This is a genomic window from Myroides oncorhynchi (assembly GCF_020905415.1).
GTDB classification, from domain to species: domain Bacteria; phylum Bacteroidota; class Bacteroidia; order Flavobacteriales; family Flavobacteriaceae; genus Flavobacterium; species Flavobacterium oncorhynchi_A.
The window spans coordinates 1,604,571-1,623,706 of the sequence record NZ_JAJJMP010000001.1 but is presented as its reverse complement, the minus strand read 5'-3'; the positions used below and the strand labels follow the sequence as shown (position 1 = coordinate 1,623,706).

Below are 19,136 nucleotides of genomic sequence, written 5' to 3'. Positions count from 1 at the left end.
TATCCACGATATTAACAACCTAAATTTCAATACAATATACAAAAATACCAGAAGAATTCTTCAAGTTCTATCTGATTCTTTAGCATACCTCTTATCACGTACACTTTAAGTACGAACTTTAAACTGAGTAAATCACTGGCACTATACTGACAAATAAAGGTTCTAATCTGCGTCACAGCCCATCCTACAACATCAATAGAGATTAGCTCTAGGAAACGAATTTGCAAAACACTACAACCACACCTCAAGTACATTCATAAAAAAGCGTGATATACTAAGTATATCACGCTCATACATGTTTTAATACATTTATTTTTTCAGTACTAATGTTGCTTTCTTAGTTTCTTTATGATCTTTAAACTTCAAGTCATATTCTATATAAGGATCACGCACTCCATCTAGTTTAAAGCCATACTTTCTAGAAGTTCCATAACGAGTATCTTCTAATTCGTTATTCTCAAATATTACTTTGCCTTCTTTACTAAATACACGTACTCGTGTAACCTGAAACCAATTAGGATTAGTATAAACAAAACCAGCATTAATACTATTATCTTTAATCTCCAATGTAGCATGACCATTAGCTGCTCCATCTACATAATTTAATCCACTTACTGTAGTAGAAACTGTTATTTTGTCAAAAGGAGCCATAATGTTCAGCTTAGATTCAGCATTTATATTTGGATCTTTTTTGCTAGAGGCTGTGATAGTCACATTTCCTTTTTTATTAGCAAATGTAGTTACTACACCTTTCTCGTCTACCGTAGCGATAGAAGGATTACTAGAAGTAAACACTAACATACCAGGTTCTATTCTCTCTGGAGTAGTTATTACTTCTAATTCGAAATTAGTACCATATATAACATCATATTCTTTCGGTAACATAGCAATAAGCGTAATATCAGGTTTTATAACCTCTACTTCAACGGTAGCCTCTTTTCCATTAGGAGATTTTACACTTATCAAAACACTTCCTAATGCTACTGGCTCTGCTAATCCCGTTTGACTAACCTTAACAATCTTCTCATTAGAACTACTCCATATTAATCCAACAAGTTCAGCATCTTGAGGATATGCAGCTGCTTTTAGTTGTTCTTTTTTATTTAGTAATAATACTCCTCCAAGCCCTACAATCTGTAACTCACTTATCTCAGCTGGTTTAACAACAACCTTGATAGTTGCTTTGACTTGTTTATTAGTTGCAGCCGCAGTAATGTTCACTTCCCCTTTAGCAAAACCTGTTACTACTCCATCTTTTATTTTAGCAAAGTCATTATTATCCATTGACCATGTCAACTCATCTTTCGCCACATTCTCTAAGGTTAATAATTCGTTTAGGTCAATAGTATTTCCTCTATGAATCTCTACTTTCTCTTGTTTAAAAACGACCTTAACATCCGCTACTATCAACTTTAGGCTAGCTTTCTTATCACTGTTCTTTACAGACGCAATAAGCGTGGTCTCTCCTTTAGCTGTTGCTTTAATCGTTGTACCTGATAGGGTAACAATTTTATCATTATATCCAGTCCATTGAATAGTCTTAGTATCGATATTCTCTAATATGAGTTCATCTAAAAGATTAAAACTCTCGTTAACCAAAAGCTGTTTTTCTTTTGTCTTGAATTCTATTTTACTCGGCTTAACTGGTGTACCTCCGTTGTCATCACTAGAAGAGCAATTAAACAGAAATAATGAACAAGCTACAAATAGTATACTCTTTAATTTCATAATAATAGTGGTGTTTTATATTTAATGTAAATTAACATAAATAAATCAAGGTTATAAAATAAAGTTTTCATTATTTAATCGCTAATCCAAACAATATTATCACCAACAAAAACATCACTTTAAAAAAGTACTATACCCTCCAATATTTACTAATTCGTTCCAAGAAAAATATCTTATAAAATTCTATCACCACTTTATAGAAACACCATTATTCCATCATATTAAAATCTCTATGCAAAATAGCTACCGCATTCAAGAAGATTAAACAAAGAATAAAAAGACTATTCTTGGAAAAGAATTACTTTCATTATCTATATTATCTTAAATAAAAGACGATAACGCTAAAAAAGCACAAGTGTTTATTTTAATTTTTAGGGATGAAATTAAGCAGTTAAATAAAATACCTGATCGGCAAATTCTAATAAGAAGAAATAAACTACTAATCTATCTCACGAAACTAAATATTAATTCCCTATAAAAATTGTTACTTTGTGATTCATATAAAAACCAATAGTAAAAATGATGGGAAACAAACCTCGTATAGCCTTATTTATAGGAATCATCTGTATATCTATCTTCCCAGTGATAGTGAAGTTAAATCTAACACCTAGTTTGATATCAGCATTTTATAGAATGGCGATAGCTGCAGTGTTCGTAGTTCCTTATGCTATCTTTACGAGACAGATCAAGTTATATGATACTAAAACAATGGGATTGATCGTGCTATGTGGAATATTCTTTGGATCTGATATCGCTGTATGGAACTACGCAATCCAGGGTTCTTCTGCTACTCAAGCTACTTTACTAACTAATCTAGCACCAGTATGGGTGGGTATAGGAAGTTATCTATTCTTAAGTACTAAGCCTACGTCTAACTTCTGGATTGGAACGGTATTCGCTATTCTAGGAATGGTCGTTCTTATTGGAGTAGAGGTATTTATGGATTTCTCTTTTGATCTACCTTTTGCATTTGGGATATTGTCAGGGATATTGTATGCGTGTTATATCTTGATGAGTAAAAAGGTTCTTTCTACAGTAGGGGTTATCCCTTTTATGACGTATAGCTTACTAGTCTCTTCTGTGTTCTTAGCCATAGTGAATCTAATAGCGGGTTCGCCTTTTACAGGATGGCCTGCAGAGGGATGGGTGACGCTAGTGATACAAGGTATTATCTGTCAATTATTAGCTTGGTTATTAATCAGCTACTCTACTCAGCATATGCGAGCAACTCGTGTATCACTAAGTCTTCTTAGTCAGGCTCTACTAGCAGCTATACTTGCTTGGGCATTCTTAGATGAACAAATCACGATGCAAATGATCATTGGCGGGATGATTATCTTAATAGGAATAGCTATTACATTTAGAGAGAAACCATTATTAGGAAGTAAAAAATAATTAAATAAATAGATATTATATGTTGTGTCGTAGACGCAATGAGTTGCCTCTACTGTTATGTCGTGAATGATACAGTATATCACCTTGACGATAGGAAAGGTCTCATTCGAGAGTCCTTATAGTATGGGATGCTTCCTTCGTCAGCATGACATTGTTTTTGGATAAATAGTTAACAATTATCCTAGAGCCACACTGAGGCGTTGTTCCAAATAATCTTTATCCCTAAGCCTATGAAAATAATAGAGACTACTACTTTCATAAAGGTCGATGCTAAGAATCCTATTAGAGAACCTGTTGCAGCTTTAAGCGCTCTACGCTGATCACTACTATTATAGATTAGTTCTCCTACTAATGCTCCTACAAATGGTCCAATTATGAAACCAAATGGAATAGGTGCAAAAATACCAACTACTAATCCGATATTAGTCCCCCATACACCGTATTTACTTCCACCGAACTTCTTCGTTCCTTGTGATGGAATGACATAGTCTAAAATAGAGACAGCTATCATCACTATAAAACTCACCCATAGAATAGTATGATTCATCTCTACGCCTTTAGTCAAGTATAGACATAGAATTCCCAACCAACTAACTGGGAGTCCTGGCAAGGCAGGAAGAACACTACCAACTAGCCCTCCGATTAATAAAAACATACTGAGCATTAATAATATATATTCCATCTCTATTTTTCGTATTTTTGATGATTCAAGATTCAATAATCTAAGTTATGAAAAAATTGCTTTTGTTTGTCTTCCTATCTGTCTTTATCTTAAGCTGTCAATCTAAGGCTAGCCAACGATTAGACGAGGAGGTTCTGTTACAAGAAGAGTTAGAAAAGATAGACTGGTCTAAGGTGGATACGTATCCTACGGTAGATTCGTGTGACACCATTGCAGATGAAAAGCTAAAGAAAGATTGTTTCTTTGAGTATGTCACTCAAAACCTACAACTGAGATTAAATCAAGATACTATAACTGGTAACTTTGATAACCTAGAAACATTGAAAATATTAGTGACTGTGCAGCCTGATGCAAAAGTAAACTTTCAGCTTTATGAGATACCTGATAGTTTACAAGGGATGACTAAGGCTATTGATGAATTTCTAATTAAACAAAGTAAAGACTTTTCAGTAGTTCATCCTGCTCTTAAAAGAGGGGTACCTGTAAAGAGTCAATTTGTAGTTCCTGTACAGCTGAATAAACAGTAGACGCTACGCTTTAATTAAGAATTTAAAATTGTTGCCTTTCAGGCATGATATACTTGGATTATGTGATGTACTAGTGGGGTCCTTCCTTCGTCAGGATGACATATTTTGAGGGACGTGTTTTGCGTGACGTAGGGTGATGTGGACTGTAGTTACCTATTGTGTCTCTACTTTTGTTTCTTGTTCCCTGTTCCTTGTTTATCCTTTATTTTTCCCTTTATCTACTTTAAAAGTCAGTACAAAATAGCTTCCTATACTGATGGGCAATACGATATTTAGTATCCATATTAAAGTAGCTACTAATGCTACAGCCCACTGATTAACGCCTAAAGCAGTGAAGATAAACATAGCTATACTCCCTTTGACAGCGAACTCTAAAAACTGAAAGTTAGGCAGTGAGGATGCCATCAAATAAATGGCGGATACAGCACATAACAACTCAAAATAAGGTATCTCTACTCCCAATAAATAGTATAAAATCACATACTGATGGGTAAAAGAGGCATAGCGAAGTAATGCTAAAAAAAGATTCTTACGATGCTTCTTCTTTGGTATTTCATTAAGCAAGTTAATTATCGTCTGTATAGAATATCCCTTGATAGCGAAGTTTCTGACAGTAAATAACAGGGTTAGCACCACTGCTATAACGCCATACACGATATATAAATAAGTGTTAGGAATAATCTCGTGGAATTGGTTAAGAATAGATAACCCGATTAGCCCAAATACAATTGCATAGATGACTTGGACACCATTACAAACCATATTCAGAAAGATTACTCTAGGAGCATCTTTTTTATCAAAGTAAAGCGCTTTACCTGCGTACTCACCAATTCCATTAGGCGTAAATATCCCTAGTGTTAATGCGCTTAATACTTGCTTAGTCGCCTGCCCTACTGAAACTGGCTTGATAAGAGAAGATAGATTTTGCCATTTGAGTATCTCGACAAAACGGTTAGAAAAAGTCAAACACAACAGGGCAAAAATAGCTAGGTAGTTCTCTGGTTTAGAGATTACCTCACTTAGGATATGAAAGTCTAGTGTCTCATCATTAGACAACTGGTTATAGATATAATAAAAAGCAGCACTTACAACCAATATTTTAATTAGAAGTACGAGATATTGCTTAATTTTGTCTGATAGTATCTTCATCAGTGCAAAGTAAATGAATATTTTTACCTGATAGAAGCTTTACAAAAAAAATAAGAATAGTTTGACAATAGAAAAAATCATATTAGGTATAGATCCAGGAACTACTGTAATGGGATTTGGGGTAATCAAAGTAGTAAATAAGAAGATGGAGTTTCTTCAACTTAATGAATTGCTACTGGCTAAATATGAGGATCGTTATACTCGTCTGAGGTTGATATTTGATAGAACAATAGAATTGATAGAAACATTTCATCCTGATGAAATTGCTATAGAGGCGCCATTCTTGGGTAAAAATCCTCAGTCTATGCTAAAACTAGGACGTGCTCAAGGGGTAGCAATGGCGGCTGCCTTATCTCGTGATATCCCTGTGACAGAATATGAACCTAAGAAAATCAAGATGGCTATCACTGGTAGTGGTAATGCGAGTAAAGAACAAGTGGCTAAGATGCTACAACAGTTACTCCCAGGACTAAAAGAGCTTCCTAAAAACCTAGATAGTACAGACGGATTAGCTGCTGCGGTATGTCACTACTTTAATAGTGGTAGAATAACGACTACCAAGAGTTACAGCGGATGGGATGCATTCGTCAAACAAAATCAAGAAAGAGTAAAGAAATAATGGCAGGTATCTATATACATATTCCGTTCTGCAAGCAGGCGTGTCACTACTGTGACTTTCACTTCTCGACTTCCTTAAAGAAGAAAGAAGATATGCTCGACAGTATTAAACGAGAGCTATACTTGCGCAAGGACGAATTAGCAGGTGAGATCATCGAAACTATCTACTTCGGTGGTGGTACACCTAGTATATTAGAAGTCAGTGAAATTAATGATTTGATCCAAACGGTATACAACTTGTTTGAAGTCATTGATTCCCCTGAGATAACGTTAGAAGCCAATCCTGATGATTTGGATAAATCAACTATATACAAACTAGCCGAGTCTAAAGTAAATAGATTAAGCATTGGTATTCAGTCATTCTATGAAGAGGATTTGAAGATGATGAATAGAGCTCATAACTCTACTGAGGCTATCGAATGTCTAGAGTTAGCAACTACGCTGTTTGACAATATTTCGATTGACTTGATATACGGTATTCCCAATATGACCAATGAGCGCTGGTTATCTAATGTACAGCGCATCTTAGATCTTGGTATTTCACATATATCGTGCTATGCATTGACTGTAGAGGAACGCACTGCATTAAATAAGTTGATTAAAAAAGGGGTTATCCCTAGCCCTGAGGAAGAGGTGGCACATCAGCACTTTATGCTACTTATAAAAACCTTGAAAGCTAATGGATATATTCATTATGAGCTATCTAACTTCGCTAAACCTGGTTACTTCTCTAAGAATAACTCAGCATATTGGCTTGGGAAGAAATATCTAGGTATAGGTCCATCAGCACATAGCTTTGATGGGGTATACCGCAGTTGGAATATCGCTAATAACAGTCTTTATATCAAAGATATCTCTGAGGATAAACTTCCTCTAGAGTTAGAAAAGCTAAGTGTCACAGACCGCTATAATGAATATATTATGACTGGGCTACGCACCATCTGGGGAGTAGATCTATCGCGTGTAGAACAGGAATTCGGGACAGTATATCACGATTACTTGGTCAAATTATCTGCTGGATTTATAGGGGATGAATTGATGAGAAATGAGCATAATATACTTACGATTACAGATAAAGGAAAGTTCTTAAGTGATGGTATTGCCTCTGATTTGTTTTATATCGCTTAAGCAATAGCTATAATTCGGAGCAATAAATTTCAATTATTTTATTTAGCTTTGAAATAAAACAATGAGAGCTACGATAACCTATACTGGTAAGGAGTACCTAATCGACTTAAATAAAGCAATAGATATCTCTATACCTCTAGTCAATACAGAGGCTAATCCTATCGCGTGGTATCTCGATACTCCTGAGATATCTCCTGTAGTGATGGATGACTGGATAGGAAAAGTCAGTGAAGGAAAGTCTTCAACTAACTTTAATAATATCGCGTTTAACCCTCACGCACATGGTACGCATACAGAATGCTTAGGACATATCACCTATGACTTCTATAGTGTAAATGATAGCCTGAAGAATTACTTCTTCTTCGCTCAGTTAATCACAATCAGCCCAGAACTTCAAGAGAAGGGAGATTATATAATCACACTAGAACAGGTGAAAAAAATATGGACTGCTAATAATCAAAAAGCTGTTATCATCCGTACTATTCCTAATGAAATAGCTAAGACACATACCAAGTACTCTCATACTAATCCACCTTATCTAGAGGCTCAGGCAGCTACATTCTTCAGAGAACAGGGTGTAGATCATCTGCTTATAGATTTACCTAGTGTAGATAGAGAACAAGATGAGGGACAACTACTAGCTCATAAGGCATTCTGGAATGTAAAAGACACTCACCATCTTAATGAGGATGCTCGATTAGAAGCTACAATCACAGAGATGATCTACGTGCCAAATGAGATAAAGGACGGGATGTACTTCTTAAATATTCAGTTGGCTTCTTTTGTAAATGATGCTAGCCCTAGTAAGCCTGTATTATACCAAATCATCTAGCTATGGAACTAGACGAGTTATACGAATATTGCTCTACATTACTACATGTAGATAGTGGATTCCCCTTTGATAAGAACTTACTTACTTTTCAAATAGGAGGAAAGATATTTGCTATGATTGCATTACACTATTGGGAACAAGGAGACAGAAATATAATTCTTAAATGTCCTCCTGATTTAGCAATAGAACTACGTGAACAATATGAAGATATCACTTATGGCTATACAATGAACAAAAAGCACTGGAATACTGTCTATATGCGAGGAGGTTTCACTCCTACGCAAATCAAAGAATGGATAGACCTCTCGTATGACCTAATATATGATATGTTCACAAGAAAAGAGCTTTTAAACTTACCTAAAAAGAATTTGTAATATGGATATAAATGTGATATATGATTACTGTCTAAGCAAAAAAGGAACAACAGAGGAATTTCCTTTCGATGAAGAAACACTAACCTTTAAGATAGGAGGTAAGATATACTTGCTTTTAAACTTGACAAAGTGGGAACAAGGGAATCGTTTTATCAATCTTAAGTGCAATCCCGAACGTGCGGAAGAGTTACGTGCAGACTATAACGAGATATTACCTGGATACCATATGAGTAAGAAACACTGGAACAGTGTGATATTAGGAGGTTCGGTACAATGGGGACTATTAAAAGAACTGATAGATCATTCGTATGAATTGGTATTTAATAGCCTAACCAAAAAACTAAAAGAGGAGATTAACGCTCAACAATAAACACAAACAAAGAAGATGAAAGTATTTATAGAAACAGATAGATTATTAATACGCCAATATAAAGACAGTGATTTGCCTGCTATGATAGCAATGAATCAAGATGATCAGGTGATGGAGTTCTTCTTAGGTAAGAGAACTGCTGAAGAATCTACAACTACTTTTCACAGTTTTAAAAACAAGATAGATAAACAAGGATACGCATTCTTCGCTGTAGAAGAAAAGAGCAGTGGCGAGTTTATAGGGTTTGTTGGGTTATTAGATATTACTTTTGATGTAGACTTCGCTCCCGGAGTAGAGATAGGATGGCGTATACTACCACAATATTGGGGTAAAGGATATGCTACTGAGGCTGCTAAAGCCTGCTTAGTATTTGCGAAAGAGACTTTAGGTTTAAATAAAGTATACTCATTCACTACGACTACGAACATTCGCTCTTCTAATGTAATGCAAAAAATAGGAATGAAGTATATAAAGGATTTTAACCATCCCTTAGTTCCTATAGATCACCCTTACTGTACACACGTGCTATATGAAATAGAATTATAAAAGCAGAGAGTGAGTTAAGATAAGCACTTTCTATTTTTGTTGTTACTTCTAAAGAGTAACTTGATATAGCAACTAACTATAGAAGCCTATTCTTTACTTTTCTTGCTTGCTTTCTTCTAATAACTTATTTGAATTAATAATAAAATCACTTCCCTTAATAGAGAATGGAATAGTCACTTGAGACTTAACAGATTGCCCTTCTTTTATTTGAGGAGTCCAGGTACCTAAACTTTTTGCAATAGTCTTCATTCTCTCCTTTACATTACTATTATCAATACCTAGTACAATCACCTCATCTATGTCCCCTGTATCGCTTAACACAAGACTAAGAACAAACCTCAGTTCTGATCCATTATACACAATCTTACCACTCTCCTTAAAAAAGGTTTTTAAAAATTCTATTTTAAAATCTCCTTGATAAATAGCTACCGTATCGTGAAGTGGTGTGATAACTTCTGTTACCTCCTTACTCTGCATCCTTTTATTTTTTCTCTGTGCTAGGTTGTCCTGAGTACCTAATGTAAACAAGAGAAAAACAAATATTAATCTTACGATTCTATGTATCATTCTATTTTCTTTTTTAGCAAGCTCAAGATAAACAAAAAAAGAGAGCCTATAGCTCTCTTTTTTGATTTCGTTATACTTCTAATATCGATACATTATTTGTAAATGTAAAACTCATCTTGCTACGAATCGGTTTACTATCATACATAGCTGGGAACCATTTGGTCATCTTTTCTATTATTTCCATAAATTCTGCTAATACCCTCTGCTGATGTCTATCATTGTCAATTCCTTTTACTTGAGGACTAGTCAGCGTACCGTCTTTCTCGATAGTCACTGTAATTGTATATTTTAGTCTATCTCCAACAAAATTAGCTTCTCCACTAGGGCCTCTTTTCTTATTATATTCGTTCCAAAACGCATCTATACCACCTGGATAAGTTGCCATCTGATATAAACTATCCTCTTTCTTCGCATAATATACAGGCTTACTATTTCCTGATTTAACATCTGATAAATTGATATAAAAAGGCACAGAATACCTCGCTGCTACTGTTTTACCATCTTCTGTAGCCGGTTTCCATTTTTTTAAAGACTTAATAAGTGTTGTACTCTGTTCCACTATTGTAGAATCATCGATACCAGGTAATGTAATATTATCAATTATACCTGACTCAGTAATGGTAAAGTTAATTGTAAAAGTAAGTTCTACCTCTGTTGTACTATTGTTTTTAAACTGTTTATAAAAACCTTTTACGAAATCATTCATAAAGTGACCAGGATACTTAGCAGGTACTTTATTTGCTACTTGCTGGAGTTCGATTACTTCTCTATTCACTTTAGCAAAAGTTTCTGTTGAAAGCGACACAAAAGAATTGAAGATCAAAGCTGATACTAATAGCTTTTTGTTAATTATATTTAGCATTTGTAGGGTGTGTGTTTTAAAGTAGGACAAATTATTACTTATAATCCATTTAAAAAAGCACTGCTAAACATTGACATTAAATATCATTAACCTCTGTCAATAGTATAATCGGCAATGTATATTGTGATGTAATCTTCTCTCCGTTATAAGAAGCAGGAATCCAAATATCTACTGTTATATGATAAAGAATCTCTTTTAGTTTATCGTTCTCTCCAGATGTGAAATTACTGCGCAATACACTAATCCCATTAATAGATCCGTCTTTCTCAATGGTTAATTCAAAAACAAGGCTAATATTACTATTCACCTTTTTATCAGGAAAAGCTTGATAAAAATGCTTAGAAAAGTTAATAGATAATTGATTAGAGCTTAAACGTGCCTTAGCTGGTCTAAACTGTTTATTATAAGTAAATTCAATAGTATCCGTATTAGACCTAGCACAGATCAAGGCAGACTTAGCTGTATGCTCATGAATAACTACTCTTTCTTGTGCAAACGAGTCAATAACTAATATAGCTATACAAATAGTGAAGAGGTATTTAAAATAATTAGTTCTCATTTTTTGTTTTAAAAATACAAATTATTCAAGTGGTAGTATAAAAAAACCTGTCTTTTAAAGACAGGTTCGATATGAATTTATTCTTACTACGAAGAGAGTACAAAAGGCAGTACATCTTTATTCTGCTCATATTCATCTTCTAATAGCTTCATCAGTTTATCACTCTGAAGCATCTGTATAAAAAGGGCACCCAGAGCACGGAGTAATCTTTCGTCTTTATCAACACCTAGATTTAACTTATAAATACTCCTTATTGAATCTATAAAGTAATTATATACATCATACTGTTCATTTCTCAGATTCTTCATAATAGCATGGAAAGCAAAAGCTTCTACAAAGGGCATGCGTATATCCTCTGTATTTTTAATACTATTTAGTCCTACACATATCCTCGCCGAGTACTCTCCCTTTGGTGTAATCTTCTCTATACTAAAGAACTTAACTGCAATATTAAGTACTTCATCCATAGAGATAGTATCCTTTGTACTATTCCTCTTTACCACTTGTGAGCTATATCTTTCTACTAGGGGACTAAAAATAGTATCCGATACCATCATAGATAGAAAGCTATCCTGTGATAAACTAATCTCTTTATTCGGGGAAAATGTATTCTCCTCTAAAGGCTCAGAAAAATTCACTACAAGATAGTCCCAAAACAAACGATGTTTATTAATATACTCTGCTCCTTTAATATTAGAGTCCACTTCTTTTACCGTTTTTAAAAAACGCACTTTACCTGAAGATAGCTCAACTTTTTCAAGTGCTAGAAAGTTATTATAATCCTCTAATACCTCTTGTCCCATACTTGTTAGCATACCTCCTAATAGAGTAGCTACACAGGTAAAATAAAGTCTAGATGATGAAAAAATTGTTGCTATTGATCTCATGGTGCTGTTCTTTTAAAAGTTATTGGCAAAGTAAATATCGTACTGACTACCTCTCCATTATGTTGTGCAGGAAACCATTTGGGCATACTCTTTAAGGTCTTAACTATCTCTTCTCCTACTCCAAGTGGGTCTCTTAAAACCTTTATATTCTCTAATGACCCATCTATCTCAACGGTAAACTGCACTACTATTTTAGCTTCGTCCTCTTCTGAATATGGATATGGATCTGTAAACTTCAAAACAAAATCATTCACGAACTTATTCATTCCTCCTGGATATTGAGCTCGCGTATCCGTCACCTGAAAAGGTCTACTAGCTGTATCTGATGCCACTTTCTGATTAGTTGTCTTAGCATGAATAGCAAGTGTACTAACTAGTAAAAAAAGAATGCAAGACATACTAATACCTACTGTATTTCTCCATGGTCTATTCGTTTTTGTAATCATGATGAAACGCTTCTTTGTCAAATTGAAATTAAAAGAGCTTGTTACATGTAACTCATGTTGTTTATACGTCTGAGTTAATAATAACTGTAAATATGCCCCTACCTCTTCTTCTGAAGAAACGCTCAAGCCATCTGCTAAAAACTCGTGATTTAAAGAAATACAAGTCTTATAATAATAGAATATAGGGTGAAACCAAAAGAAAGATTTTAGTACTTCTATCAATATAATATCTAAACTATGTCTTTGCTGTATGTGTACTATCTCATGTAGTAATATTTTGTTCTCTTCTGACAACTCCTCTGTTGTAGGAAAGTATACTGTATTTCCAAAAGAGAAAGCATTGGTGATTTGGCTAGACAAAAGTATAGTCACATCATTGAAATCTATAATTGTTCCATTTCTCTTTAATCTTTTAATTTTGATAGTCTCAACAGCTAACTTAGATAATGAAAACAATATACCTATCAGATATACCACTACTATTCCATAAGACCAATCTATAGTAGAATTATCAATCACTTCATCTTTATGAGATTTAATAATAACTTCATTTAACTCTTCTAAAGTTTGATTCCATGATACAATTTCCACATCTGTAGAAATAGTAACAAAAGGTAAAAAAAGTCCGATAATCAATGTTCCTAGTAGATAATATCTCTTAAAGTAATGTGCTTTACTATTCTCTAGAAACAGCTTATATATCCCAATTGAAGCAATGAGAATGAGTGTGATTTTGGTTAAGTATAATAACATGGCTATCTAGTCTTTAACTGTTCATCTACTATCTTTTTTAATTCTTCTAACTCGTGTTTAGTCATCTTACTTTTTCTAGTGAAAAAAGAAGCAAATCGCAAAGCAGAATTATCAAAGAAATTCTCAACCATATTATTAATATGTTTCTCAAAATAATCCTCTTTCTGTACTAATGGATAATACTCTCTAGAATTACCATATACTTGATAGTTTATAAACTCCTTATCCACAAGTCTCTTTAACAGCGTTGCTAAAGTAGTTTGAGCTGGTTTAGGTTCAGAGTATTTTTCCATAATATCTTTAGCAAAAGCCTTTTCTAACTCCCATATATACTCCATTATTTGTTCTTCTGTCTGCGGTAATTTTATCATTTTCTAACTAATGTATAATGTTCTAATACTCCTTCTTTATAATGCTTGACTTCTATTAAATCACCTTTGCGATTATAAACAAACCAAACTCCCGTATAGTAATAATGTAATCCTTTTTCTCTTTTTGTAAAAACAATCTGTCCCAGTGATTCTATCTTTCTATTGGGATAATAATATGTTACTTCTGCTAAAGAATCCCTAAACACCTCCTTTTTATACAGTTTGCCGTTTTTCTTATATCTCCAAGTTCCCTTCTGAAAACCATCTTTCCTATACCTACCACGATGTACTTCCTCTATGCCTTCTACAGTGTTTTTATAAACCCATCTTCCTACTTTCTCTCCATCTATTTTCTGATTCACTTTACATGAACTTGTAAAGAGTAGCAATATTATAAACGCGATTAATTTAGTGTATCTCATATAGACAATTGTAGATGTTGTTCTACAAATATAGAACAATAAATATAACAACCAAATAAACAGTCATTTAATCCTAATAAAAACTAACTTTTATTTATCCCGAAAACCATTCATATAACCACAACAACAAACATAAAACAACTAATAGCCTTTATAGAAGTTATTGATAATTTGAATACAGTGGAATCATATACCGATGATCAGTACAACTATCCTACTAAGGAATGCCTATTAATATAACACTGCTCTATATTAACACTACCTCTTTCGATATTATGTATTACCATAAACAAGTCACTATATAAAAACAGGAATGCCTCATCTGTTGATGAGGCATTCCTGTTTATTTAAAACTTGGCAAATGAATAACCAATAGTAAACGACATACTATTAAATGAAGAATCCCAGTAACTATAGTTCTTCGTTAACGAACGTTTTGTATTTATACGATACTCAAAACTAAATCGATTATACTTATATCCAACTCCAAAGAAAGCATTATTCCCTGACTTGACATCTAATTCTTTAGTCTGACTAAGTTTTAAGGTGGAACTCATATCAAAGCTAAATTGAACACCTACATTAATAAACAATTTAGACTTATCGCTGATAAACATATAATACCTTGCTCCAATAGGAAGTTCTAGCATATTATATTTCAATTCTTGTACTAGAGTTTCATTTACAACAGTTTGAGATTTACTAAAACTATAGTGTTTATAAGTAGGTTCTATAAACATTCCCCACTTCTTATTATTAAAAGGAAATGTATATTCTATTTCTAAACCTAATCCATATCCTACAGCTGAACCTAAGTCATAATTTGCATTTGATATCTCACTATTATCAAATTTAAAATTAGCAGATGATAGCTGTCCTTTTAATGCCAGTGCAACACTCTTATAGGAACCTTTAGAATAGACTTCCACTGTAGTTTCACCTTCACACTCATTATAATTTTTAAAATACTTAACAAGATCCTTCTCGTTATATTCTAAGCTTTTAATCTTATTTCTTGATTGTATATCACAATTAAACTCTGTCCAAATCTGTCTTTTATACATTTCATTCTTTGCCGTATTACCATCATTCTTCCCTCTTTTAGTATTAGTCTTCATATACTTTTTAAAAACTAATGGTTCAATACTGTTATCCTTCAGATAAAAGAAACGATGTCCTATTGCACTACTGTATCTAAATAAAGTAGCCTTACCTTCTACCAATACTTTTAAGAAAACTGTCTCTTCTTTATATTCAGGCAATGAGTCAGTACTCATATTCTGTAAGTATTCACTAGACATATCTACTTTAACTTTTCCTCTTAAGTATTTTGCTTTTCCACTTATATAGAATTCCTTAGCATCAGCTAATACTACATCACGGACTTCTCCTTCCTCACTATTTTTAAAAGCGAAGCGGACAGGATTATTCTTCCAGTCCATATCTCGAATTAACCCACCTACTTTGTTACCATTATTATCTATATAATATCCTACATCAAACTTATTCTGAGAAAAAGACAAAGAACAAATACAAAAAACTAAAAAACACAAAAATATACGCATAAACATCTATATATTAAAAACAACATAAACTTAATATAGTTAATTTTAACATAAAAATATTTAATAAAAATAATAACCCTTACACAATATAAAAACACATCTGTACTATTTAGCATAATATACAGATCTCACCAATCAGTATTCAAAAAAGGCCCCCATAATAATGGAAGCCTAATATAAATTAACTATTTTGAAACAACTAAATCTTTCACTGTAAAATATGCCGGAGTATTTACTCCCCATTGTCCTTTATCTGATGAATCAACATAGAACACTAAATACTTTACTTTACCTAGTACTTTCAAACTAACCTTTTTCCAATTAGTATCAACCTTCACAACACCATTTCGATAATCAATCAGATAATGTTCTACAGGTGAATTAATAATAACTTTATTCTCATCTAATCCAAAAACTACAACTTTAAAGAAGTCTCCTTTCTCAAATTTCTTTGACATCCCAGGGTCACCTCGTTGAGTAGAATGATAGGTATAAGAGCTTAACGCCAATTCTACTGCTACTGGAGAATAATTATCCTCTAAAGTAACTACTGTATATGCTTCTTTAATATCAATACTCTTACCCTTAACCAAGACATCAGAAACTCCTTCGGTAAAAGCCACTAAGAATGGCATATTATTAGTCGTCTCGGCCATAGTCCCATACATCAACTTGTTAAAAGCACTGCCTTGATCTTTTTTATCAGTACTATTTGAAACTGTAAATCCTCTCCAATATTTATCTGCCCCAAAAGTAGATACATTATGACTAAATGTATATGGAGCAGTTATTAAAGGTGTATTCTCTTTAAATGTCTCACTCCATATCTTTCCTCCTTCTGTAGGAATCTCTAAAGAAATCTTAGATAAGTCTAATGATAACTCATTAGAAGAGTCTGAACTATTATCATCACTAGAACAGCTAGTGAACACAGATGTTGTTAATAAGGCTAATCCTAATATGGCATAGCTACTTATTCTTGTAATTGTTTTTTTCATTGTTAGTTTTATTTTCTTGTAGTAATAGACGTCCCCTCTATGTGCAAATCAACTGCTCCTGCTACCTCAGTAGAGACTTCACCTAGCCAACCTGATTCTTGATTTATACCTGTATACACTTTTATAAAATCAACTCCAGGCAAATTCACCTTATTTCCAGTTTTATCAACAGCCCAATTTATATCAATAGCTGACTCATCATCATTATTAGGTGCATTGTCAGCATATCCCCAAGGATAAGAATAAAGAACCCAATAAGATCCTGTACCACTTTCATCTTTTGAATTGTTAGCTAACCTAGTCCCTTTAAATGTAATTTTATCGCCGTTATACCACTCTGGAAAATAGCTTTGTCTATGAAAGGTATTCTTAGGTTTCCATCCCTTATCTCCTTGATTATCTTCCCATCTGATATATTCTAAATCTGTAGCCCAACTTAGTTTAGGATCTACTACAGGAGCCTTCTTAGGATCTGGTCTGTAATAAGTAATTCCATAATCCTTAATTGTTTCTTTCTTATAATATTCACTACCTGCTATTTCATACCATTCATCATCATCTGGTTTTCCATTTTTATTCTTATCATAAGCAACCATAATAATACCAGGTTCACAACTACCTCCTCGACCTGGCGCATCTGGATTTGGATTTGCAGCCGCCCAAAAAGCATTACCTAAAACCCTAAAATCCCTCTTGCCTGGAACATTAGCTATAGTATGATCAAAGCCAAATACTACATATCCACCAAACCCTCCTAATGAAATCATACCAGCTTTTTCTTTTGCTATTGCTGCTTCAGCTTTTGCAATCATTTTCTCTCTTGTATCTCCTACTACATATTTTGGCAAGTCATTAGTAAACTGTCCATAAGATGGCATAAAATCAAATACTTTGGTAATAAACTTCTTATATGCATTTTCTTCTTTTGCTACTTGAACATCAAATTCATAATTAGTTTTATAAACCTTATCTTTTATATCAACAGAAATTCTATAGACACCTTCTTTCAATGAAATAAAGTCTAAATACTGTGCTGTACTTAATAATGAGTCTTTATCGATATTATTTGCTTTGACAATTTTCCACTCTAAACTTGGATTAGTAAATTTTGCCAATTCAGGAGCCACAGTAACTACCCTACTTCTATCCACATTATAGCTTGACTGTATTTTTAAGTCAGTATCAATTTGCACTAGCTCAACTGGTATAGTGTATGGCACACTATCATCACTAGAACACCCAGTAAACAGTGTCCCCGTAATTAAAGTAATTCCAAAGAGTAAGAAAGTACTTACTCTTATTAAACTTTTTTTCATAATAGATAATTTTGGTTAATTAATCGGTTGTTAGTTTTGGAGGGTAGTGGGGATTGATTAGTTTGAGTATATTATCTAGTTGGTATGTTTACTTTGGCTTTATGAAGATCTATAATACCCATTACCTCAGTAGAAGTCTCTCCTAGCCTTCCTGCGTCCTGATCCATACTAGTATATATCTTAATGAAGTGGATCTTATCTAACTTCACTTTATTTCCTTTGCTATCTACAGCCCAGTCAATATCCATAGCTGCATCTGCCTCACCATTAATATGGTTATCCGCATACCCATATCCTAAAGCAGGTAATTCCCATAATTCACTAGTGCTATTTATAAAAGCATTGTTTGGCAACCTCACTCCCTTAAATACTAACGAGTCTTCCTTAATCCACATAGGATAATAGCTTTGATCGTGAAACTGATTCTTAGGTTTATACCCTTCCTCGCCTTGGTTATTCTTATACTTGATATAGTTTTTTATATTACCTAAAGGTTCACTAGTTGGTCTAAAGAAGGTCATCTCATAATCACGTACTGTCTTAGCATTCTTATACTCACTACCAGCTATCTCATACCATTCATCATTAGGTAATCCGTCTCCATTTTTATCAAAAGACACTAATATTATACCTGGTTCTGAGCTATTAGTAAACGCATTACCTAATACAGAGAAGTCACGTTGTCCTTTGACATTATTTATAGGCTCTGCAAACCCCATCACGATATACCCTCCAAATCCTCCTAACGATATTACATCCGGTTTTTTACCCGAGATAGCCTTAAGAGCTTTGCCCTTCATCGTCTCTTGTGTATCTCCTTCTTCATATTTAGGTAATATATTAACGAACTGACCTGGAGCAGGATGGAAGTCAAACACCTTAGTTACATCACTATAATCATAACTTATAGATCCTCCCTCACCTTCCGGTTCCTTTACATCAGAGCTACTATCACTAGAACATCCGATAAATGTAATCGCAGATAAGCATAATGTCGCCATTAAGCTTAATCTAATTTTTGTTGTCTTCATTATTTAGTTG

Annotated in this window: 22 protein-coding genes; 8 read left to right on the top strand and 14 right to left on the bottom strand. The window is 33.7% G+C overall.

The genetic code is table 11. The features are described from left to right. Positions 1-309: 309 nt before the first annotated feature. A complete protein-coding gene (locus tag LNQ81_RS07200) occupies positions 310-1,728 on the bottom strand; it encodes an Ig-like domain-containing protein (RefSeq protein ID WP_229945475.1) in 1,419 nt (472 codons plus the stop codon). A gap of 522 nt (positions 1,729-2,250) precedes the next feature. Between LNQ81_RS07200 and LNQ81_RS07195 the strand changes: the two genes are divergently transcribed. After that, complete coding sequence (locus LNQ81_RS07195) at positions 2,251-3,123, top strand: DMT family transporter (protein ID WP_229949262.1); 873 nt, start codon at positions 2,251-2,253, stop codon at positions 3,121-3,123. Between the two features lie 181 nt (positions 3,124-3,304). Here the strand turns inward: LNQ81_RS07195 and LNQ81_RS07190 are convergent, their stop codons facing one another. Next, the gene (locus tag LNQ81_RS07190) at positions 3,305-3,805 is read right to left on the bottom strand and encodes a DUF456 domain-containing protein (protein WP_229945473.1); all 501 of its coding nucleotides are present in this window, start codon (positions 3,803-3,805) and stop codon (positions 3,305-3,307) included. A 47-nt stretch (positions 3,806-3,852) separates the two neighbouring features. Between LNQ81_RS07190 and LNQ81_RS07185 the strand changes: the two genes are divergently transcribed. After that, the gene (locus LNQ81_RS07185; protein WP_229945472.1) at positions 3,853-4,332 is read left to right on the top strand and encodes a hypothetical protein; all 480 of its coding nucleotides are present in this window, start codon (positions 3,853-3,855) and stop codon (positions 4,330-4,332) included. Positions 4,333-4,527: 195 nt separating this feature from the next. Here the strand turns inward: LNQ81_RS07185 and LNQ81_RS07180 are convergent, their stop codons facing one another. After that, positions 4,528-5,481 carry a hypothetical protein gene (locus tag LNQ81_RS07180; RefSeq protein ID WP_229945470.1) on the bottom strand — a complete coding sequence of 318 codons (954 nt, stop codon included), beginning with the start codon at positions 5,479-5,481 and terminating at the stop codon, positions 4,528-4,530. Positions 5,482-5,542: 61 nt separating this feature from the next. Here LNQ81_RS07180 and ruvC point away from each other — a divergent pair, with 61 nt between their 5' ends. The 6 genes from ruvC (at position 5,543) to LNQ81_RS07150 (ending at position 9,349) form a co-directional block, all read left to right on the top strand. Next, positions 5,543-6,100 carry a crossover junction endodeoxyribonuclease RuvC gene (ruvC, locus tag LNQ81_RS07175; RefSeq protein WP_229945468.1) on the top strand — a complete coding sequence of 186 codons (558 nt, stop codon included), beginning with the start codon at positions 5,543-5,545 and terminating at the stop codon, positions 6,098-6,100. Beyond that, positions 6,100-7,227, top strand: coding sequence for a radical SAM family heme chaperone HemW (gene hemW, locus LNQ81_RS07170; protein ID WP_229949258.1), 1,128 nt, complete (start codon positions 6,100-6,102; stop codon positions 7,225-7,227). The genes ruvC and hemW overlap by 1 nt, the downstream gene beginning before the upstream one ends. 61 nt (positions 7,228-7,288) lie before the next feature. Next, positions 7,289-8,059, top strand: a complete 771-nt coding sequence (locus tag LNQ81_RS07165) for a cyclase family protein (RefSeq protein WP_229945466.1) — start codon at positions 7,289-7,291, stop codon at positions 8,057-8,059. Between the two features lie 2 nt (positions 8,060-8,061). Next, a complete protein-coding gene (locus tag LNQ81_RS07160; protein WP_229945463.1) occupies positions 8,062-8,433 on the top strand; it encodes an MmcQ/YjbR family DNA-binding protein in 372 nt (123 codons plus the stop codon). 1 nt (position 8,434) lies between these two features. Beyond that, positions 8,435-8,803 (top strand): MmcQ/YjbR family DNA-binding protein, encoded by a 369-nt coding sequence (locus LNQ81_RS07155; protein WP_229945461.1) that lies wholly within the window; start codon positions 8,435-8,437, stop codon positions 8,801-8,803. 15 nt (positions 8,804-8,818) lie between these two features. Next, positions 8,819-9,349: a GNAT family N-acetyltransferase gene (locus LNQ81_RS07150; RefSeq protein ID WP_229945460.1), complete on the top strand. Its 531-nt coding sequence runs from the start codon at positions 8,819-8,821 to the stop codon at positions 9,347-9,349. A gap of 93 nt (positions 9,350-9,442) precedes the next feature. On the opposite strand, the gene LNQ81_RS07145 is transcribed toward LNQ81_RS07150, so the two are convergent. From LNQ81_RS07145 to LNQ81_RS07095, 11 genes are all read right to left on the bottom strand, one after another. Continuing rightward, positions 9,443-9,916, bottom strand: coding sequence for a hypothetical protein (locus LNQ81_RS07145; RefSeq protein WP_229945458.1), 474 nt, complete (start codon positions 9,914-9,916; stop codon positions 9,443-9,445). A gap of 70 nt (positions 9,917-9,986) precedes the next feature. Then, entirely contained in the window at positions 9,987-10,778 is a 792-nt protein-coding gene (locus LNQ81_RS07140) for an energy transducer TonB (protein WP_229945457.1), read from the bottom strand. A 76-nt stretch (positions 10,779-10,854) separates the two neighbouring features. Beyond that, positions 10,855-11,337 (bottom strand): hypothetical protein, encoded by a 483-nt coding sequence (locus LNQ81_RS07135; protein ID WP_229945456.1) that lies wholly within the window; start codon positions 11,335-11,337, stop codon positions 10,855-10,857. An 86-nt stretch (positions 11,338-11,423) separates the two neighbouring features. Next, the gene (locus tag LNQ81_RS07130; RefSeq protein WP_229945455.1) at positions 11,424-12,224 is read right to left on the bottom strand and encodes a hypothetical protein; all 801 of its coding nucleotides are present in this window, start codon (positions 12,222-12,224) and stop codon (positions 11,424-11,426) included. After that, the gene (locus LNQ81_RS07125) at positions 12,221-13,423 is read right to left on the bottom strand and encodes a M56 family metallopeptidase (RefSeq protein WP_229945454.1); all 1,203 of its coding nucleotides are present in this window, start codon (positions 13,421-13,423) and stop codon (positions 12,221-12,223) included. The genes LNQ81_RS07130 and LNQ81_RS07125 overlap by 4 nt, the downstream gene beginning before the upstream one ends. A gap of 2 nt (positions 13,424-13,425) precedes the next feature. Further along, on the bottom strand, positions 13,426-13,794 hold the full coding sequence (locus LNQ81_RS07120) for a BlaI/MecI/CopY family transcriptional regulator (RefSeq protein WP_229945453.1): 369 nt from the start codon (positions 13,792-13,794) through the stop codon (positions 13,426-13,428). Then, positions 13,791-14,216, bottom strand: coding sequence for a hypothetical protein (locus LNQ81_RS07115; RefSeq protein ID WP_229945452.1), 426 nt, complete (start codon positions 14,214-14,216; stop codon positions 13,791-13,793). The genes LNQ81_RS07120 and LNQ81_RS07115 overlap by 4 nt, the downstream gene beginning before the upstream one ends. A 347-nt stretch (positions 14,217-14,563) precedes the next feature. Then, positions 14,564-15,781 (bottom strand): outer membrane beta-barrel protein, encoded by a 1,218-nt coding sequence (locus LNQ81_RS07110; protein ID WP_229945451.1) that lies wholly within the window; start codon positions 15,779-15,781, stop codon positions 14,564-14,566. 185 nt (positions 15,782-15,966) lie between these two features. Further along, complete coding sequence (locus LNQ81_RS07105; RefSeq protein ID WP_229945450.1) at positions 15,967-16,779, bottom strand: DUF4465 domain-containing protein; 813 nt, start codon at positions 16,777-16,779, stop codon at positions 15,967-15,969. Between the two features lie 8 nt (positions 16,780-16,787). After that, positions 16,788-18,095 carry a cell surface protein gene (locus LNQ81_RS07100; protein WP_229945449.1) on the bottom strand — a complete coding sequence of 436 codons (1,308 nt, stop codon included), beginning with the start codon at positions 18,093-18,095 and terminating at the stop codon, positions 16,788-16,790. Positions 18,096-18,166: 71 nt separating this feature from the next. Beyond that, positions 18,167-19,126, bottom strand: coding sequence for a PKD domain-containing protein (locus LNQ81_RS07095; protein WP_229945448.1), 960 nt, complete (start codon positions 19,124-19,126; stop codon positions 18,167-18,169). Positions 19,127-19,136: the final 10 nt, after the last annotated feature.

Excerpts from the sequence above, each read along its gene's own strand:
- hemW (WP_229949258.1), top strand. The coding sequence starts at position 6,100 with ATGGCAGGTATCTATATACATATTCCGTTCTGCAAGCAGGCGTGTCAC.
- LNQ81_RS07160 (WP_229945463.1), top strand. The coding sequence starts at position 8,062 with ATGGAACTAGACGAGTTATACGAATATTGCTCTACATTACTACATGTA.
- LNQ81_RS07190 (WP_229945473.1), bottom strand. The coding sequence starts at position 3,805 with ATGGAATATATATTATTAATGCTCAGTATGTTTTTATTAATCGGAGGG.
- LNQ81_RS07155 (WP_229945461.1), top strand. The coding sequence starts at position 8,435 with ATGGATATAAATGTGATATATGATTACTGTCTAAGCAAAAAAGGAACA.
- LNQ81_RS07165 (WP_229945466.1), top strand. The coding sequence starts at position 7,289 with ATGAGAGCTACGATAACCTATACTGGTAAGGAGTACCTAATCGACTTA.
- LNQ81_RS07125 (WP_229945454.1), bottom strand. The coding sequence starts at position 13,423 with ATGTTATTATACTTAACCAAAATCACACTCATTCTCATTGCTTCAATT.
- LNQ81_RS07140 (WP_229945457.1), bottom strand. The coding sequence starts at position 10,778 with ATGCTAAATATAATTAACAAAAAGCTATTAGTATCAGCTTTGATCTTC.
- LNQ81_RS07105 (WP_229945450.1), bottom strand. The coding sequence starts at position 16,779 with ATGAAAAAAACAATTACAAGAATAAGTAGCTATGCCATATTAGGATTA.
- LNQ81_RS07130 (WP_229945455.1), bottom strand. The coding sequence starts at position 12,224 with ATGAGATCAATAGCAACAATTTTTTCATCATCTAGACTTTATTTTACC.
- LNQ81_RS07180 (WP_229945470.1), bottom strand. The coding sequence starts at position 5,481 with ATGAAGATACTATCAGACAAAATTAAGCAATATCTCGTACTTCTAATT.
- LNQ81_RS07110 (WP_229945451.1), bottom strand. The coding sequence starts at position 15,781 with ATGCGTATATTTTTGTGTTTTTTAGTTTTTTGTATTTGTTCTTTGTCT.
- LNQ81_RS07150 (WP_229945460.1), top strand. The coding sequence starts at position 8,819 with ATGAAAGTATTTATAGAAACAGATAGATTATTAATACGCCAATATAAA.
- LNQ81_RS07115 (WP_229945452.1), bottom strand. The coding sequence starts at position 14,216 with ATGAGATACACTAAATTAATCGCGTTTATAATATTGCTACTCTTTACA.
- LNQ81_RS07120 (WP_229945453.1), bottom strand. The coding sequence starts at position 13,794 with ATGATAAAATTACCGCAGACAGAAGAACAAATAATGGAGTATATATGG.
- LNQ81_RS07185 (WP_229945472.1), top strand. The coding sequence starts at position 3,853 with ATGAAAAAATTGCTTTTGTTTGTCTTCCTATCTGTCTTTATCTTAAGC.
- LNQ81_RS07095 (WP_229945448.1), bottom strand. The coding sequence starts at position 19,126 with ATGAAGACAACAAAAATTAGATTAAGCTTAATGGCGACATTATGCTTA.
- LNQ81_RS07195 (WP_229949262.1), top strand. The coding sequence starts at position 2,251 with ATGGGAAACAAACCTCGTATAGCCTTATTTATAGGAATCATCTGTATA.
- LNQ81_RS07145 (WP_229945458.1), bottom strand. The coding sequence starts at position 9,916 with ATGATACATAGAATCGTAAGATTAATATTTGTTTTTCTCTTGTTTACA.
- LNQ81_RS07200 (WP_229945475.1), bottom strand. The coding sequence starts at position 1,728 with ATGAAATTAAAGAGTATACTATTTGTAGCTTGTTCATTATTTCTGTTT.
- LNQ81_RS07100 (WP_229945449.1), bottom strand. The coding sequence starts at position 18,095 with ATGAAAAAAAGTTTAATAAGAGTAAGTACTTTCTTACTCTTTGGAATT.
- LNQ81_RS07135 (WP_229945456.1), bottom strand. The coding sequence starts at position 11,337 with ATGAGAACTAATTATTTTAAATACCTCTTCACTATTTGTATAGCTATA.